The sequence below is a fragment of the Mesorhizobium sp. M0601 genome (genome assembly GCF_040320845.1).
GTDB lineage: Bacteria > Pseudomonadota > Alphaproteobacteria > Rhizobiales > Rhizobiaceae > Mesorhizobium.
Genome location: NZ_JAMYQK010000033.1, coordinates 20,733 through 37,326, shown reverse-complemented (window position 1 = coordinate 37,326; position 16,594 = coordinate 20,733). Strand labels below are relative to the sequence as shown.

Here is a 16,594-nt window from a genome sequence, read left to right as displayed (position 1 = left end):
AGTGCCGGGAGAATTCCTTGAAGAGACGTACACTGGTTGCCTCTGAATTCAATGCGAAGGACCGGGCTCACTTTGCGTCGGCGTATGAGTTTTGCCGCATCGTTGCCGAATGCGAGGACGCCGATCTGATCGCCCCTGGCATCGACAACTACCTAACGAGACGCTTTCACGCCGTTTTGCCAAAGCACGACCCTCACAACGTCCAGCGTGACTTCAACAGACTGACAAACGCTTTTCGCAAAGGGCTGGGGTTAATGAATGCGCCAACCATTGAGCATGTTCGGCTCAAGCAAGATTATGACCTTTTCTTCTTCGTCGCCTGGAGTCCGCAAAGCCTTGTAGAATTGTCTCGGATCCACGACTGGCGCCGGCGATGCAAGGTTGCTGTCGCGTATCTGTTCGAGCTCTGGTCGAGCACTCTCGAAGAGGACCGCCGATATCTGAAGCTCCTGGACCAGTTCGACCACGTGTTCCTGTTGCACAGCGCGTGCATACCTCGCCTGCCTCAATACACCCGCACGCCCTGTTCCTTCCTTGCCACGGCCGTCGACGGCCTCATTGCAACGCCGTACCTATCGCCGGTCAAACGCGTAATCGACGTATACTCGATCGGCAACCGAGCCGCGAAGATACACCGACAGCTTCTGAAGCTGGCCGAAGAGCGGGACCTCTTCTATCTCTACGACACGCTCGCAAGCACAGATTCCCGGGTGAAGGCGTGGCATGAGCATCGTTTGCTGCTCGCCAATATCATCAGGCGCACGCGCTATTTCATGGCTTTCAGTCCAGCGACGCTTGCAAACTCGAAGGCCGTCACGGTTGCCGGCGAGCAGGTGCTGCCTGCCCGTCTTTTCGAAGGGGCCGCGGGGGGCGCCGTCATGCTTGGGACCGCGCCGCAATGCGCCGAATTCGGCGCGCACTTCGACTGGCCAGACGCAGTGATCGAGGTATCACCAGACTCGAGCCATATCGCAGACGTAATTGGCGAACTCGACGCAAACCCCTGCCGTACGGAATTGTTGCGCCGGACAAGTACGGTCCGTTGCCTGGAGATGCACGATTGGGTCTACCGTTGGGATCACATCCTAGCCACGATCGGCATGCAGCCGCTCCCACGCCTCCACGTTCGCAAGCTCCAGCTGCGACGGATCGCCGCCGATGCTATGGCGCTCGCCTAGACGATCAGGCCTAAAATGAGACCCGGTTTCGGGTTCGGCGCTCAGCGGTGCCCAAAAAAGAGAAGAGCGGCAGTTTCGAACCGGTCGCTTCCGTTGGAGCGTCCGCCGCTCCAGGCCTGCGCGCGAGAGCATATCATTTCGAGGTACTCGAAAGGCTAACAGGCGCCGGAAGTGGGCAAGGAAGGTCGATGTGTCCGCCGGCTCTACCCTTTGGGGTTAGAGCTTATGCCGAATTGGATTCGCGCAGTGTCGCTGCCATTCTCTGGCCATTCCCCGTGCTACCGCAGCCACCGCAATCGAACTTCGCGTGAAGGGGCAATGATCGCAGGCGAGGGGTGCCACGTCACGCTCGGCACTCCGGTGGTTTTCAGCAGAGGAGGGGGGTCGTCCGATGTTGGTCGATGAATGCGGCTTCGAACGCAGGTGAACGTCATGGCACTTCTTCATGAAGGCCCCCGTGCGGGCGCCACGTCAAACGCACCGCGGTGGAACGCGCCCCTCAAGGTCAATGTTCTTCTGCAGTCGTTTCCGCTTCTCGAGGCAATGTCCGTCGTGCTGCTCAGCATCGCCTCGGGAATGGTATATGATCTTGTGAGTTTCGGACATTTCGGCGAGTACGGCCGGAACTTCGGGCTCGGTGTTGTTGTAGCCGCCCTTTTTTCGACTTCCGCGTATGCGCGCGGCCTGTATCTGAGTTCCGAGCTGCGGTCGCTGGCCTCTCAGATCAAGGAGGTCGCGCTGATCTGGACGGCGGTCTTTCTTTGCCTGTCGGTTGTGGCGCTTGCACTCAAGGTGGGAGACATGTTTTCGCGCCAAGGCCTCATGCTGTTCTTCGTGACGGGACTTGGCGGCATCATCTTCGTGCGCCTTGGCGCCGGACGACTGTTTGCCTCGCTGACCAGGTCGGACATGCTTGCCAAACCGCAAGTAGTGATCGTAACGCAATCGGACGTGCGCGTGCCAAGCGGCGTTGTCCAGGCAATCGAGGCTTCCGGATGCCAGGTCTGCCAAACGATTACATTGCCTGCTGCATCCAGCGAGAGCTCGCTCCTTGAGTGTATGGATAAGCTCATTGAACATGTGCGTCGGCGTTCGGTCGACGAGATAGTCCTTGCTGTCAGTTGGGCTGACATATCCCTGATTGAGAAAATCACGGCCCACCTTTGCGTGGTCGCGGTACCCGTAAGGCTCCTACCGGACCACGTCGTTAGCGCACTCTTGAAGCGACCTGTCGTCAACCTGGGGGGGACGAGGGCGATAGAATTGCAAAGCGCGCCCCTGACGGCGCCTCAGCTCCTGATGAAGCGGCTCGTCGATCTTGTGCTGACCACTGTCGCCCTCCCATTTCTTCTGCCCCCTTTGGCCGTTGTAGCGGCGCTGATTGCGCTCGAATCCAGGGCGCCGGTGCTCTTCTGTCAGCGTCGGGCCGGGTTCAATGGCCGCACGTTCAAGATATACAAGTTCCGAACGATGACGATCCTGGAGGACGGGCCCGTTGTCCCTCAAGCCTGCAGGGGCGATCCCCGCGTCACCCGCGTTGGGCGCATATTGAGAAGGTACAGTATCGACGAGATTCCACAGCTATGGAACGTGCTGAAGGGCGACATGTCGTTGGTAGGCCCACGGCCGCACGCGCTCGCGCATGACAGCGAATACAGCCAGATCATCTCTCTTTATCCGGCTCGGCACAAGGTGAAGCCGGGGGTCACCGGCTGGGCACAAATAAATGGCTGGCGCGGCGCGACGCCTGATGTCTACATGATGATCAAGCGTGTCGAACACGATATGTGGTACGTCAACAACTGGTCGGTCTGGCTCGACGTAAAGATCATGCTTCTGACCATCCCCCGCATCTGGACGGGGCGAAACGCCGTCTAGCCCAACTTTGCCGATTCGTGTGGCAAGTGATTGATTTGCAAGGAGTGGCGGCTGGCCGCGACCCATCGATTAACTGCCAAGCGATGACCTCTTCTTCGACGTTATCAATTGAATACGACTTTGGGTGAGGCTCGACACCATGAGAGGTGCGGCTCTACTACAAAAGGCGCTGTTACAGAACAACTGAGTGCAAGCGATAATCAGTACGAAAAACAGCGACCGCTCAATGCATAACCTGCGACTTCAAGCAAAAGTGCCCGCACGGCAACGCGTTGGCAAGTTACCGCTTTGGGAGCGGAGGGGGAATGCCATGAGTCGAACGATTGACGAAGATCGTGTCTCTGTGGTCGTGAGTTCCACTCGAATCGAACGATCTCCACGCCCAGACAAACGAGGATGACGGCTTCTGTGAGCCCGCAACAAACCCGAACCACTGACCGAACTGCGGGGCCTCCCCTTGTAGAGTATGCTATGGCGAGGTTAGTTCCCCAAGGTCGGCTTGCATGCATCAAAGGGCAAAACATCCTGCTCAGTTCAACGCAGGGGGTAGTCTTTACGCTCAATGACACTGCGGCGGATATCTGGCGCTCGCTTGAAGAAGGCGTGCCGGTCCAGGCTATCTTGGGCGAGATGGCAGCCCGTGGCGTTGATAGGCAAGAGGCCTATGGCTATGTCGAGGCTGCCCTTCAAGACTGGGAACGGCTCGGCCTAATCCAGCATGCTCCACCGCCGTGCCCAACCGCAGCTCATCAACATATCTGCCAGGTCGTTGCTGTTCCAGGCGTGTGTGTGCGCATACTGTATCCGGCTGCCGTCGCCTTTCCGGCCGCGACCGTATTTCAGCATCTCGAAGTTCGAAACAGGGCCGTCGACGTCCTGTTCCATCTGGTTGAGCGTGGGCAGCGGATCCACCTGTTCCGGGATGGCCACTGGACTGATTCCTGTGGTCGAGACGAGATACCCATTATGATCAAAGGGCAACTGCTGGCCGAAGTGCTTGGGCACAGTGAATATGAACTCGCCCTGCATGCGGCGGCGCTGTTCAAGAACGGCCGCACGCTCCTCCTTTGTGGTAACCCTGGCTCGGGCAAGACGACCCTGACATTGGCGCTGGTCCACGCGGGGTTTGGCTTCGCGGCAGACGATGTGACACTTCTCGACTCGGCCGGACAGGGTATCGGCCTTGCTTTTGCGCCTTCAGTCAAATCGGGATCATGGTCCATTGTCGGACAATATTTCCCCGAACTCGGCAGGTCTCGGGTTTACCGGCGCCCCGATCGCAGGCGTGTGCGTTTTCTTGTGCCTAGGGATCATGTCCCTCCCGTTCCCCGGCCCGTGGGCTGGGTGGTCTTGCTCTGTCGGACGCAGGATGCCAAACCTTCCTTGCGCGTGATTGACCCGAGCGAGATCCTGGGTGGCTTGCTGAACGGCGCCTTTGCGCGGAATAAAGAGCTAAGTAGCACTGCGTTCGACGCTCTTTGCCAAGTCATCCGATCGGCAGAGGGCTTTTGCCTGACCTATGCCAAATTGGGTGACGGGTTGGAACTGCTGAAGGCGGCGTGCCGATGAAGCCTACCAGGGACGCGTTCGAGTCCCTGATCGCGGGACTTAACGGGCGCCTGGTGGTAACGGCCGACTGGCTGGCGGTGATTGCACTCGCCAACCACACTCTGCTTACGCCCGTCTTGTGCGCCACTCTTGCGCACACGGGCCAGCTTGAACGGCTCCCCGAAGAAGTGGGCCAGTATCTTCAGTTCATTTACGGCTGCAACCGGGAACGCAATTTGCGCTTGCGCAGGCAGCTGAATGAAGCCGTTGCTGCCCTCAATCAGGGGAGCGTCGTTCCGGTCCTGCTCAAAGGGGCCGTTCCCTTGTTCCTTTCGTCGAGCGGCAGGGTTCCCGACAGAATCATGAGCGATCTCGACTTGGCTGTGGAAACGACAAAAGAAGGGGCTGCCCGGGCTTGTCTTGCCAAGCTTGGCTACGCCGAAGTGACGGTCGCTGGTGGCATGGCGCGCCCGCAAGATGTCGGTCTCCTGGAGCTCCGGCCGTACCGGGAGATTGACCGCCAGCCCCCGAGGCTTGCCCGCCGTCACGGCCTTAGGGTGAAAATCCCCGCCCCACAGTCGAGGGCCCTCCACTGGATCATGCATGATCTCATCAAGGAGGCGGACTACTGGCGCGGAAGGACCGACTTTCGCCACCTTTATGATCTGGCACGGCTGGCGGAACAGCATAAGCTGGATTGGGCGGAGCTCCGAACATCCTTGCCCGATCAGAATGCGCGGAATGCGTTCGATACTCAACTCTTAGCCTTGAGTCACTTCTTTGGCGTCAGAGCACCGGCGCAATATGTGCGGCGTCCCTTGGTTCGCTTTCAACACTGGCGGCGCGTCTTCCCCTTGTACCATCCCGTCCTCGGCGTTCCATTGCGCCTGGTCGGCAATTCGGTGTGGGGTATGTGGCGACTCCTACATGGCGATGGCTCGGGCCGACGGGGTCCGCTCGACTTTGGACGCCGCGCAACCAGCATCCTCCTTGACGGCGATCTCGGGTCAAAAATGTAGTAATACTTAATTTCCTGGTTGTATCTTGATGGCGGCTTGTCTTCACAAAACGCATATGTCAAGTTAGAGCGTTGGAGTTGTTACACAATGATAGGAGTACATTCGATGGAGAGCGGGAAGTCTGCCAAAGGAAATACAGACAGCCAGGTGCCGGAAGAACAGGCGCGTCGAGAATTTCTAAAGAACGCCGGGCGTTTTGCTGTTGTAACACCTCCATCGATTGCTCTGTTGCTTGGCACGAGCTTAAACTCGCAAGCTATTGCCGCATCGCATGGCGCGCGTCCCGGGAATGGATTGGGCGACACGGGCCACGTCCACTCTGGTCCTCCTGGGCACAATCCTTAGAATGGTTGCTTTGGTCGTTCTGACCGTTCCTCGTCTCTGGGGTCTATCCTGATCCCGTCTAAGGAAGGGTCGACCGCAAGGAGGTCAGTAGCGCATGCCGAGACTGAACGCGTCCGTTAGAGGTTGCTCAAGTAGGACAGCACGGTCAGCGCGCCGCTAGCAACGATCACTTCCGCCGGCATACCGGGCCTGAGTTTTTCCATACCGGGCCTGAGTTTTTCGCGGGACCTGTTCGGGGAACTGAGAGACCTACACGGAACCTTTCAATTCGTAGTAGGGCTCACGCGTCACTTCCTCATGGGGCGCGTCCGCCGGCAACGGTCTCCACCTCGCCGATCGCAACCGGCGTCGAGCGAGGCTTGAACGAAGGCAGTCGCATCTCGGCAGGAAGGCCCTCGGCAACATTGTTGATGTCGACCGGCGACTCTTCGCCGGACGGTCAGAGTGTCGTCATCAGGGATGATCTCCATCAAGGTTTCCCCGGCGCGAACCGACGGCTCGTATCGTGTGTACCTTAAAGCCGACAACGCTCCCGGACCGCGGTGCGCGCTCGGTCGGTTGAGCACGTCATCTGCAACGTGCACCTTTTCGCCAGCTTCGGCGAGGTTGGCGACTTGTCTCGGCAGTCGTGACCAGTTGCTGCCGTCGCTCGTCGGCCCGAACGTAGCGCCGGCACGGCGGCAGCCCGTCTGGGATGGAGGGCGCGCCGGACGGCCGGCGTCAGAGGCAGGCGTCCGGCAATCGGCGGGTTCTCCTGGAATATGCTTTCCAGGCGCACATGGGCGCTGCGCGCGGACACGATACTTTTCCATTGCATGAGCTCGTCGGGGCAAGCGCCCGCACCATAATGAGTGACGCCGCAAACAGGACGCCCCCCGGAGATTTCCTGGTTAATAGCCAGGTACGCACCGACTCCCATAATGGCCGTTTGAATGGCCATGCGCAGAAACTTGGACAACGCAAGAAGAGTGCCGCCGCGCTTGCCCGCGCTGACGGACTAACCGAGCCCTTCCTCGGGGATACCGGTGCACGATGACCGTAACAGCGGGCCTATCCCGAGCCGCCGGCGCTACCGTCGGCCGTCCCAAAGCGGCCTGACGGCATGCTACGACGGCTCGCGATGCGCAAGATGTCGACGAGAGCCGAAGTACGATCGGGTAGGCCGGCGTGGAAAAGGCGGGGCTGTGGGCTCTGGATGCCCGCGCATCTGCCTTCCTGCTGGTTAGGAGAGGGACAGCCCGCCAGCCGGTCAATTGTAGGTTGGCCGACAGACGGGTGCTCCCGCGGCGCAACCGGACGCGTTTGCCTGGGGTTTCCTGCGGCTATAAGGCTTGCCGCGGCGCATATGTGGAATCGGCGGCTCGCTCGGAGTGACCATAGAGCTGTTCCCGACCCGCTACGCAGATCTGAGCCTTTAGCGATCCGACCGGATCGTAATGCCGCATCGATAACCTCGGAATTACACGAACTTGTCTCAGTGCCGAGGCGTCCGCTGCTTCGAGGATCAGAGTGTCCGTTCGATGAGAAGCCATGTCGCGCGACGCCGGCGACCCAGGGGCCGGCAATGACGCAGTCGACACGTTATAGCCCTCGGGCAGTCTCAGGATGAAATCGTGAAACGCCGGCGAGCGATGCCCGCTCCATGGGGATAGCCGGATCGGCGAGCGAGATGTTCTCGCGAATGGACCGGTTGAAGAGCACGTTCTCTTCAAAACGACGCCGATCTCGCGTCGAAGCCAGGTTGGGTTGACCACCGGCACATCGACGCCATCGACCAGCTTCACAGGCCGGCTCGCTTCGACACACCATAGGCCTGCGCCGCAAGGCTTGGGAAAGATGTCGCTCGATGGCCGAAAGAGCCAGTTCCTCTCGACGCCACGGCGTCAGACGGGCATTCTTATGAATATTGATTTGGTACCCTCCGGTGAGTGCTGAAGCTTGGTAACTCTAGTTTCCTCGGTTCGGTCCGCATCGACAACAACGGAAAGCTCACAACTCGAGTCCGTTCCATCCCGATGACATCGGGATGGAACTCCATTGAGCGTGATCTTCTCCGAAACCGGGCTCCCCTTTTTGATACGCTGACCTTCGGTTCGGGATCATGGCGGCAAAGGGAGTGTGATCCAGTCCTATTTGCCAGGGCAGCCCCTCGCGGGATGTTAGTTCCCCGCGTAGTCCTTCAGGTCACAAAAAACGAGGCTGCGGTGAGCGACAGATGTGGGGAAAGGGTGGCGAACTGTGTTTGCGACGCGCCGCCGGCCCCGTCATTGTCGAAAGAGAGAGCCCCGGTTTCACTGTTGTAGATGATATGATCGGAGCTGTCATGCGCGGCTGCACCAACAAAGAAAGCTTTGAACGGAAGCCCTCCCGACTGAAGCCCGGCAAAAACGGTATCGCTGAGATGGAAAGTGTCCTGGGAGCGCTTGAAGTCGGTGATCTTGTCGATATTGCCGGCTCCAAGAGCAGTATTGAACGAGAAGGCATCGTGGCCTCCGTAACCGGTCAAGACGTCGGCGCCGAGTCCGCCGTTGATGACATTGTTGCCGGCATTGCCCTCGATGGTCTGGGCGAACTCGTTGCCGGTGATGCTCATCGCCTGCGTGCCGGACGGGTTGTTGGTGGCGAGATGCTCGATCTCCGAGCCGGCCGAAAGCGCATAGCTCACCGAGGCGATCACACTGTCGTTGCCGCCGCCCACTGCCTCAACCGCCTTCTCGTTGGCATTATCGACATAGTAAGTGTCGTTGCCTCCATAGCCGATCATCGTGTGGCCGCTGGTTCCATGCAATACATCGGCGCCGCTGGTGCCGTACAAGGTGCCATCACTGGTGCCGCCGGAAGGAGCGACAATCCCGGTTCCAGACCCAGTCTCGGTCCCGGTCGAGCCAGTGATTGGGGGGGTGACGTTCGCGCCCGTGACAGTGCCGGTCGAGCTATCCCCTGCGTAGTCCCAGGTGAACTGGTTGTCGACGTGTGCCGCTGGGGTGGCGGTGGGATCCTCGTGCACGTCGGCTACGACCGCCTTTGACGCGTCCCAGATGGTGTTGTTGGGATTGCCAGGGTTGGTGTAGCTCGAGTTCAGGACGCTGACCCCGCCGGAGCTTACATTCCAGATCAGTCCATTCGACGAGGGGAGCCCGCGGCCTTGATCCTCATTTATGCCGTCGAACGACCTCGTGTGGTCGAAGGTCACATCGCTCGCGTAGGAAGAGAACGCGCCATTACCCTGATGGATGGCGTCAACGTGGTCCACCCTGCCGCCGGTCGATCCGTTCTCGAACATAACGGCCACGCCGGTCTGAGAGTTGTTACCGTCGATCACCCCATTTGAGATCGTCGTATTCGGGCTGCCATATACCGAGACGATGTCCTCCGGATGCGAACTGCCGGCGTCGTTTACGGCATAGAAGTCGGTTAGCGAACTATTCCCCGAGTTGTTGAACTGGACGAACTGACCGCGCGGCATTGGGCCATGGAAGTCATAGCCATCGACGTGTGAAAGACTCGCGCCGGGCGAGTTCACGAGATAGATGCCAGTCGAGCCTTCCCGCACTGTGGTGTTATGAACGGTCAAGTTCGGGGCGTTCTCTGCATTAATGTTGTTGATGTTCGGGCTCGTCTCGGGGTCGATTCCCGCCGGCGGGTCGGCGTTGATGACTTCGGTGTTCTCGATCGTGACGCCGTTTGCGCCCGATACCACCACCCCGTCACCTTCGACGTGATGAATAAGACAATTGCGCAGGATGACATTGTCGTGCGTGATCGTGACCGCATCCCCGTTGGTGACGTAGATGTCTAGATTTTCAATCACCTGGCCATCATACTGCGATTGGACCGGTGTGGTGGTGTAGGTAAGACCCTGCGCCGGCTGCGTCGTTGCCGTCGACGCGGAAGCGGTGGAAATGGGAGCTTCGGTCGTCACTCGGCTGCCTCCGTCGCGCGTAAGTTGTTCAACCGTTCCGAGTGTGTCCGCAGTATTTCCTCGTCGCGACTCATCGATCTCATGTGTTTCTCCAGTTAAATGGTAATCTCTATAAGTATCCCAAAAGACACCCACGTACAATAAAACGACAATCTATCGTCTTAACGAAATTCTGATAATGCAACCAGAAATTTCATATTGGGATATAATGCTAACGTTCATGACCATAATACGGCCTTGGCAAGGCTATACTGAGACTCTCCCGGGCGATTGGCGTTGCGCTCAAGCTTGCGCCTACCTCGAATTGCAAACATCGTCTCGTATGTCGGATCACGTGTGAACTTACCCCCGAGGACAGGAGACAAGGTCATGCACGCATGAACGTCACCGACACGGGTTCGGCACAGCTCGAAACAGGCGATCTACGAGGGCTATCCTGAATCGGCTGCAACTACCGACCGACCTGCACGCTGCCATCGGCGTGAGCAACTGCAACAGCTTCCCGCACTCGTCACGCGGCGGCGGTAGCTTGCGGCGCAATTCGGTGAGCGCCTTCGCGACATCGCCGAACTGGAGATACCTACCGAGCCTTGCTGGACTCGCAGCAATTGGCAAAGCTACTGTGTGAAATTCCTCCACTGGTTCGACCAGCGGCCCGTCCGCCTCCGGAAGGGCGCGGCGTTTGCCCTATTGCGATACCGAGGCGATGCGGGAGCACCTCGCCGAGATCAGTCGGAGCGCCGACAACGGCGCGCATGCGGTGCTGATCCTGATGCGGATCGCAAGCGTCGCGGCCGGACAACGTCACTCTGATGTTCGTGCCGCGCGCTCACTGGAACTGAAGCCAGTCGAAAACCTGCGGCAATTCATGACAAGGGGCTCTTCAACCGTAAATTCAAGGACTACGACGAGATCCTCAATCATTGCTGCGCCGCGAGGAACAAGCTCCTTTTCCAACTCCGGAGGACCTGAGGACCCGGTGAGCCGCTATCGCAATGTGGTTTTTGGCGGCAGCAAAATGTGCGAGACCGTGCCGTCTGGGCGACAGTTTTGATATGCGCCCGCGCGGCGTGCTGCCGCCAATCTGACAGCAATTGGTACAGGCTCGATGATCGGAATTGAAAAGCGCGAGCGCAATGCGACTGCCTGCACGGCAAGCGGTCGCCACCGAGGACGATTGCCTCTGCCGCATCCTCCGAGATAGCAGCCTCACACCTGCGAACCATGCCCGCTTCAAGGCGGACGGAATCCATTAGTCCAACAACGTCGCCTTGTGTAAGTCGCTCGCCGGTAAGAGAGCCTCGTAACCATATTTGGCGACCCGCTCCAAGACCAGCCCCGGTGTAGTCGTCACGACCGAGAATCGGAGACCGTCGCTTGCCGCTTCGATGGTTCCTGCCTCGGCGATCCCGGCAACCGGAATGCACGACTTTAGGTGCAACTGGTCCATTCCAGGATCCCCGGCGCCGTGGTTCGCCGTGGTTCTGCGCCGTCATTCTGCTATGTGGACGACCTGATGCACGGCTTGACGCGTCAGATGAATTAAGACGCGAATCGACCAAGCTCTCAATCTTGGCAATCGTATCGAGGTAACCATGGCGGAACGGGCCGTCTCATGTTTTTCATCGGCCCGCGGGAAACCAAGCCCGGTAATCCTCGCGGCCGCGCAATCCTTTGCCCGATAGGCTGAGTCGATCAAACCACGAGCTCGGGTTCTTGACCAAAAGCCCCAGGTTGAAGATTCGGGATACGCCTCGATGATGCTGCCTTACGCCTAAAGAGGGTATTTTGGTGTACGGTTTTCCTGGCGTAAGGTTAAAAAAGAAAACTGTGCGGTTGGCGCGTGGAGCACCTAATCGGCGCGTGTATCCCAATCGCGCCGGGTGAGAATCGATGATGACAAGGCAATCTTTCATAACCGTGCTTGTCGGGCCAAGCGAGTTACTTCGAGAAGGTGTTAGTCGAATCCTGAATGAAGAAGATTTTCGTGTTCTTTTCTCTACGGCTTCTGTTAACGATCTTCTGCAAAAGCCGCTACCGCATCACCGGTCGATCTTGCTAATCATAGATATCGGCGGTGCTGATGCGGAAGCTGAATTCGCGCAGATTGCTGAGTTTAAGGCGATTTACCCAGCCAGCCATGTCGTTGCGCTAGCTGATCACTGTCGCACGACCGATATAGTCTCAGCCTTTCATGCGGGGGCTGACGGGTATCTGACAAAGATCGCTGCTTACGACACCTTCATCAAAGCCCTCGAATTGGTTATGCTTGGGCAAACGGTACTACCTGCAGAAACTTCGATGGTTATTGAAGGTATAAGACAAGGTTCGAAAGATGAACCGATAGCTGATGAGTTACCAGAGGTGGAAAGTAAATTGGATAGTAGAGATCAAGAATTGGTAATTTTGTCGAATCGCGAGAACTGTATTCTTCGCCGTTTGATCCATGGGGAGTCAAACAAAGCCATCGCGCGCGAAATCAACATTGCCGAAGCTACGGTGAAGGTACACGTCAAAGCCATACTTAGAAAGATTCGAGTCCGCAACCGAACACAGGCTGCAGTTTGGGCGATGAATCATGGTATGCTTACTCGACCGTCTGGCAACGGCGCGCCGGGGAACGATACGCTGGTACCTCAGGAATCTCACCATCGGCATGATCTACTTGAAGCAAAAAATGCATACCTCGTTTTCGACAATCGTCCTCCTATCTGACCTGCGACAGAGCTTCGTTTTGGCTGGTGCACTTTCCGAAGCCTCGTTCCCGATCAAGGACGCATGGGCTCAAATCATTCCGGGCGATGGCCGAAGAAGCGGTGGAAACTTTATCACAGGGGCGTATCACTTAGGTCCGGTTGTTTTTTACCCGTTGTCCTCTCTGGCTCAACAGCGGTGGATTCCGAATTAGATCGCCTCAAACAGTTTAAACTCTGCGTGATTGACAAAAATCATAAGAATGACGGATATTTACTGCCATTTTGACTTTGAGGGATTTTTCATTAAATGGGCCAAACAAAAACTGTTTCTGGTTTGTAGTTCAGCGAAACCCGGATAGGAACGGTTGAAGGCGGAGAATGCGGCCTCCTGGTTTGGAAATGCGACCAACCGGTGGCGGTCCTTATCCAGATCGACGAGGAAGCTTACTCCACCAAGGCAATGGCTCCTCGAAACGGGATTCGGGCTGCTGAGCGCGTCTGGCTAGACAGCCGTTCAGCTGCCGATTCCGCCCTTGGACCTTCAGCAGTAGAATGCGGCCGCGGGACTCACGCAAGTTGGGAAGTTACGCTTGGGCTCACTCCTCAGCCAGAGTTTCCTTCTGCGAGAAGATCGTTGACCTTGCAGGCGACTTCCGTGCGGTTGGTCGCCTTTAGTTTCTTCATGATATTGCGGATGTGGACCTTCACCGTGCTTTCGCGTAAATTCAGTTCGTGGGCGATCATCTTGTTCGCCTTGCCGCGCCGGAGCGCTTGCGCAACCTCGGCCTGCCTAAGCGTGAACATGCCTGCCAAAGGCTGCGTGTCGCTGGTGCCCGAATTTATCAGGTGCCGCATAGCAAGGACACTGCTCGCCGGCACGAAGATGCCGCCCGCTGCCGCAAGGTTGATAGCCTCGACGCAGACATTGATTGCAACAGAGGTCGGAATGTAACCGCGTGCACCGCATTCGAGAGCGGTCAGTATTTGGGCAAGGTCTTCGGTGTCGGCCAGGACGACCACAGGGACTGATCTGAACTCGCACGAAATATGCCTGATCTCGTCAGCGATGCCACGATCGGTGACCTTCCGACTGCCAAGGTTGAAGAGTATGGCTGCAAGGGGAGGGGCCGATCTCTTTCTGACGCGCCATTCCTCGACGGACCCCAAGGCGGCGACATCCATGCCGAGTTCGTGGTCCACGAGAGCCGATGCGAGACACTCGCGGTCCAGAGCCCTTCCGTCCAAGATGAGGAGGCATTCCCTGCCTGTCTGCCCTTGGTCGATTCCCGGCCCGCCGGACGGAACTTCTGACTGACTGGCCGAATTACAATTGTGCAGTCCTGCCGTGGCACCCATGTCAATACTCCCTCTTTCCCACACAAGCCGTCTTGCGCTGGCCGACATGATTTCCGCATTCTCTCGCAGTGAAAGTTTGGTACTGCGCGTTTTGAAGGGTCGAGACTCGATTACCCCATTTGCGTCGTTGTCAGTTCCCCAACCCCCAGTGATACCCAGCGTGGGGTAAGTGTAGGGGTTATTTATAAGCAGTCTCTAACATAGATTGCTTTTTTGGTAATTTTCAGGGAACCGATGCCAAGCTGGACCCAAAGGGCTGGATTCTGTGCGAAAGGCGCGTGCATTGGACACCCAGCCATCTTCAGCCCAGCAGACAGCCGAATCTGGATCAGCGTGTGCCTCCGACATTTCATCGGCAGACCAGAACCGCCGAAAGTGCCGTTGACATTGTCGGGGGACAGTGCTGGCAGCATTGGCTCCCCACTTTAATCGAGCAGGCCTTGGTAAGCGGCCCTCTGCGCATAATTTGGCAGCACGCCGCACTCGCGCGATAGGCCGAGTTGCCGCGGCCACGATGATCTCCCTTGTCACACTTGGTCAGCACGCACGGGTTGCGTTCCGCTCGGCCCAACCGTCGACCGCCTCGAGCCGGATACCGCTGTCGTCGAGACGTCAGGCGTCCTGCGCACGACCAGCCCTCCATAAATGTCGTCTCGAACTGTTCCGGCGACGGAACGACCGTTTTCATTTTGGCGTCCATGCGCTGGCGTTCAAAGAGAGATAGCCGCTACCTGAGGTACTCGCTGTCGAATCCGGCTGTTTCGACCAGCTTCTTGCGGTTGATCACCTCTACATGGCCTGACTTGAAAGAGACGAGATCGGCCTTGCGGAGCTCCCTTAACGTTCGGTTGACGTGAACCGTGGTCATTCCGAGGATGTCGGCCAGTTCATGCTGGGCAAGAGGACACTCATATCTTCCATCAACCGACAGCTCAACCATGGAGAGCCTCTCTTCCAACTCGAGCAGGAAATGGGCGGTACGCCTCATCGCGTTCCGCCGCCCGGTATTTATCAGATGTTCGGCAAGGATGGCGTTCAGGCGCGCCAGCGAGGAGGCGATCTTCTTCCCGATTCGGCCGTCCGACAGGATCGCCTCGACCAGTTCCTTACTGGAAATTTCATAGACAGCTAGTTCGGTTATGGACGCCAGCGACGCAAGACGGGGTCCGTCCAAACCACGGTAACCGACAACGTCCCCCTTGAGGGGAGTGTCTATGATCTGCCGCTCTCCGTCTGGCAGCGCGTGATAAAGTATAGCCCAACCCGATTTTACAATGAATATCTCGCCGTTGTCGTCTTCCTGGCGGCATATCACCGAATGGGGTTTATAGGTTTTTGCGGTAACACCGAGAAAATCGTTGTTCCCCCACTCGTCCTTCGACAACGTTCCCCCTATGGGATGCGAGCACATGAACTCCAATAGTGTCTGCATGAAGAATCGGCGAGTTTGATTTTATTTCCATACGACTACAATAGTTTCTCCCGGATAAAGTCGGCCGAACGACCTCTTACCGTAGGGGAGGGGTGGCCTAATGTCCTCGTCTGTTTGAATGAGGTAAACTGCGTTTAGATCAAGGTGTTGCAAGCATCAGGTGGTTAAGTCTCCCCGCTTGAGCGAGACGATCCACGCCAAGGCCTGCAGAAGTGTGGTATCGAGGGCCGTATGGCGGGCCTCCTCGACGCGCGTGTCGTCGTGCATAATGACAGATGTCGCGGAATCATTTTGCGCCTCGGTCGTGAGGAAATCCCGCGGACAGGCATTCGCCCGCAGGCGAGGCCGCCGAAGACTGCGCTTCCTCAGCAGACTATGCTGGCGCCGTATGTCGCAGTTAACTCAGGCCACGCTGCGGATAAGCGTGCCACAAGTCTGCGACGTGTTGTTTCTCGCGTTCACAAAGGGCGAAGAAACGCGGAAGGCTGGCATCTGATTGACGGCGGAAAAGCGCGGTCGCGTTAGTTGTCGCACCTCACTAGACGGTTTCGAGCCGGCCGAACCGAACCGGGATGAGTTTCCGGGTCTCGAGCTGCCCTGCCGCATCCTTGTCGATGACAGTCAGAAACTGTGCTTCTTTAGATCCCAAAGGCAGAACCAGCCGTCCCCCCGGCTTGAGTTGCTTCAGAAAAGCCGGCGGTGTCTGCTCAGCCGCCGCCGTGACCAGGATCTTGTCGAATGGGGCGTGCTCGGGCCAGCCGCGAGACCCGTCTCCGACACGAATGCCGACATTGGATAAGCCTAGCTCCTGCAGGAGAGCCTCCGCACGGCTTACGAATTCCTCGATGATTTCTACGCTCCAAACCTGCCCGGCGAGTTCCGCGAGGATTGCGGTTTGATAGCCCAGGCCAGTGCCGATCTCGAGGACCGCCTCGTGCGGTTGGGGAGCGAGGAGATCGGTCATGAGAGCGACGATGAATGGCTGCGAGACGGTTTTATCGAAGCCGATCGGCAGCGGCATGTCCTGGTAGGCATAAGGTGCAACCGAGGCTGGCACGAAGCGATGCCGCGGCACTCGCCGCATCGCCGCCATCACCCGCTCATCGAGCGCTGCCTTGCCGAGTTCTTCGCTTGCAAGGTCGGTATGGATTGCAATCATCTCGACCATGTGCCTGCGTAGGACCGCAAGGTGCTCTTCGTTCATTGGCTTCATGACGGTG

General features: G+C 57.9%; 11 protein-coding genes and 3 pseudogenes. 5 read left to right on the top strand and 9 right to left on the bottom strand.

The annotated features are described in order from the left end of the window. The first annotated feature begins 17 nt into the window (after nucleotides 1-17). The 4 genes from NKI41_RS24540 to NKI41_RS24525 all read left to right on the top strand — a co-directional run bounded on the left by NKI41_RS24540 (nucleotide 18) and on the right by NKI41_RS24525 (nucleotide 5,623). Nucleotides 18-1,178 (top strand): glycosyltransferase, encoded by a 1,161-nt coding sequence (locus tag NKI41_RS24540; RefSeq protein ID WP_352685458.1) that lies wholly within the window; start codon nucleotides 18-20, stop codon nucleotides 1,176-1,178. A gap of 432 nt (nucleotides 1,179-1,610) precedes the next feature. Then, nucleotides 1,611-3,056: an undecaprenyl-phosphate glucose phosphotransferase gene (locus NKI41_RS24535; protein ID WP_352502806.1), complete on the top strand. Its 1,446-nt coding sequence runs from the start codon at nucleotides 1,611-1,613 to the stop codon at nucleotides 3,054-3,056. A gap of 471 nt (nucleotides 3,057-3,527) precedes the next feature. Beyond that, complete coding sequence (locus NKI41_RS24530) at nucleotides 3,528-4,625, top strand: PqqD family peptide modification chaperone (RefSeq protein WP_352502805.1); 1,098 nt, start codon at nucleotides 3,528-3,530, stop codon at nucleotides 4,623-4,625. Further along, on the top strand, nucleotides 4,622-5,623 hold the full coding sequence (locus NKI41_RS24525) for a nucleotidyltransferase family protein (RefSeq protein ID WP_352685457.1): 1,002 nt from the start codon (nucleotides 4,622-4,624) through the stop codon (nucleotides 5,621-5,623). The genes NKI41_RS24530 and NKI41_RS24525 overlap by 4 nt, the downstream gene beginning before the upstream one ends. A 640-nt stretch (nucleotides 5,624-6,263) precedes the next feature. Here the strand turns inward: NKI41_RS24525 and NKI41_RS33330 are convergent. The 6 genes and pseudogenes from NKI41_RS33330 to NKI41_RS24505 form a co-directional block, all read right to left on the bottom strand. Further along, nucleotides 6,264-6,347 carry a hypothetical protein gene (locus NKI41_RS33330; RefSeq protein WP_502901240.1) on the bottom strand — a complete coding sequence of 28 codons (84 nt, stop codon included), beginning with the start codon at nucleotides 6,345-6,347 and terminating at the stop codon, nucleotides 6,264-6,266. 333 nt (nucleotides 6,348-6,680) lie between these two features. Beyond that, nucleotides 6,681-7,034, bottom strand: a pseudogene (locus NKI41_RS24520) (type I secretion system permease/ATPase); the annotation flags it as partial. 514 nt (nucleotides 7,035-7,548) lie between these two features. Next, nucleotides 7,549-7,746, bottom strand: a pseudogene (locus NKI41_RS24515) (hypothetical protein); the annotation flags it as partial. A gap of 14 nt (nucleotides 7,747-7,760) precedes the next feature. Continuing rightward, nucleotides 7,761-7,879: pseudogene (locus NKI41_RS33325) on the bottom strand (IS481 family transposase); the annotation flags it as partial. 268 nt (nucleotides 7,880-8,147) lie between these two features. After that, on the bottom strand, nucleotides 8,148-9,890 hold the full coding sequence (locus tag NKI41_RS24510; RefSeq protein ID WP_352685456.1) for a right-handed parallel beta-helix repeat-containing protein: 1,743 nt from the start codon (nucleotides 9,888-9,890) through the stop codon (nucleotides 8,148-8,150). Between the two features lie 1,252 nt (nucleotides 9,891-11,142). Then, on the bottom strand, nucleotides 11,143-11,340 hold the full coding sequence (locus tag NKI41_RS24505; RefSeq protein ID WP_352685455.1) for a hypothetical protein: 198 nt from the start codon (nucleotides 11,338-11,340) through the stop codon (nucleotides 11,143-11,145). Nucleotides 11,341-11,783: 443 nt separating this feature from the next. Here NKI41_RS24505 and NKI41_RS24500 point away from each other — a divergent pair, with 443 nt between their 5' ends. Beyond that, the gene (locus NKI41_RS24500) at nucleotides 11,784-12,605 is read left to right on the top strand and encodes a LuxR C-terminal-related transcriptional regulator (protein WP_352685454.1); all 822 of its coding nucleotides are present in this window, start codon (nucleotides 11,784-11,786) and stop codon (nucleotides 12,603-12,605) included. Nucleotides 12,606-13,189: 584 nt separating this feature from the next. Here the strand turns inward: NKI41_RS24500 and NKI41_RS24495 are convergent. The 3 genes from NKI41_RS24495 to NKI41_RS24485 all read right to left on the bottom strand — a co-directional run bounded on the left by NKI41_RS24495 (nucleotide 13,190) and on the right by NKI41_RS24485 (nucleotide 16,587). After that, on the bottom strand, nucleotides 13,190-13,942 hold the full coding sequence (locus NKI41_RS24495) for a LuxR C-terminal-related transcriptional regulator (protein ID WP_502901238.1): 753 nt from the start codon (nucleotides 13,940-13,942) through the stop codon (nucleotides 13,190-13,192). Between the two features lie 727 nt (nucleotides 13,943-14,669). Beyond that, nucleotides 14,670-15,326: a Crp/Fnr family transcriptional regulator gene (locus tag NKI41_RS24490; RefSeq protein ID WP_352473800.1), complete on the bottom strand. Its 657-nt coding sequence runs from the start codon at nucleotides 15,324-15,326 to the stop codon at nucleotides 14,670-14,672. A 586-nt stretch (nucleotides 15,327-15,912) separates the two neighbouring features. After that, nucleotides 15,913-16,587, bottom strand: a complete 675-nt coding sequence (locus NKI41_RS24485) for a protein-L-isoaspartate(D-aspartate) O-methyltransferase (RefSeq protein ID WP_352473846.1) — start codon at nucleotides 16,585-16,587, stop codon at nucleotides 15,913-15,915. Between the last annotated feature and the right edge of the window lie 7 nt (nucleotides 16,588-16,594).

Excerpts from the sequence above, each read along its gene's own strand:
- NKI41_RS24485 (WP_352473846.1), bottom strand. The coding sequence starts at position 16,587 with ATGAAGCCAATGAACGAAGAGCACCTTGCGGTCCTACGCAGGCACATG.
- NKI41_RS24495 (WP_502901238.1), bottom strand. The coding sequence starts at position 13,942 with ATGGGTGCCACGGCAGGACTGCACAATTGTAATTCGGCCAGTCAGTCA.
- NKI41_RS33330 (WP_502901240.1), bottom strand. The coding sequence starts at position 6,347 with ATGCGACTGCCTTCGTTCAAGCCTCGCTCGACGCCGGTTGCGATCGGC.
- NKI41_RS24535 (WP_352502806.1), top strand. The coding sequence starts at position 1,611 with ATGGCACTTCTTCATGAAGGCCCCCGTGCGGGCGCCACGTCAAACGCA.
- NKI41_RS24505 (WP_352685455.1), bottom strand. The coding sequence starts at position 11,340 with ATGGACCAGTTGCACCTAAAGTCGTGCATTCCGGTTGCCGGGATCGCC.
- NKI41_RS24530 (WP_352502805.1), top strand. The coding sequence starts at position 3,528 with ATGGCGAGGTTAGTTCCCCAAGGTCGGCTTGCATGCATCAAAGGGCAA.
- NKI41_RS24500 (WP_352685454.1), top strand. The coding sequence starts at position 11,784 with ATGATGACAAGGCAATCTTTCATAACCGTGCTTGTCGGGCCAAGCGAG.
- NKI41_RS24525 (WP_352685457.1), top strand. The coding sequence starts at position 4,622 with ATGAAGCCTACCAGGGACGCGTTCGAGTCCCTGATCGCGGGACTTAAC.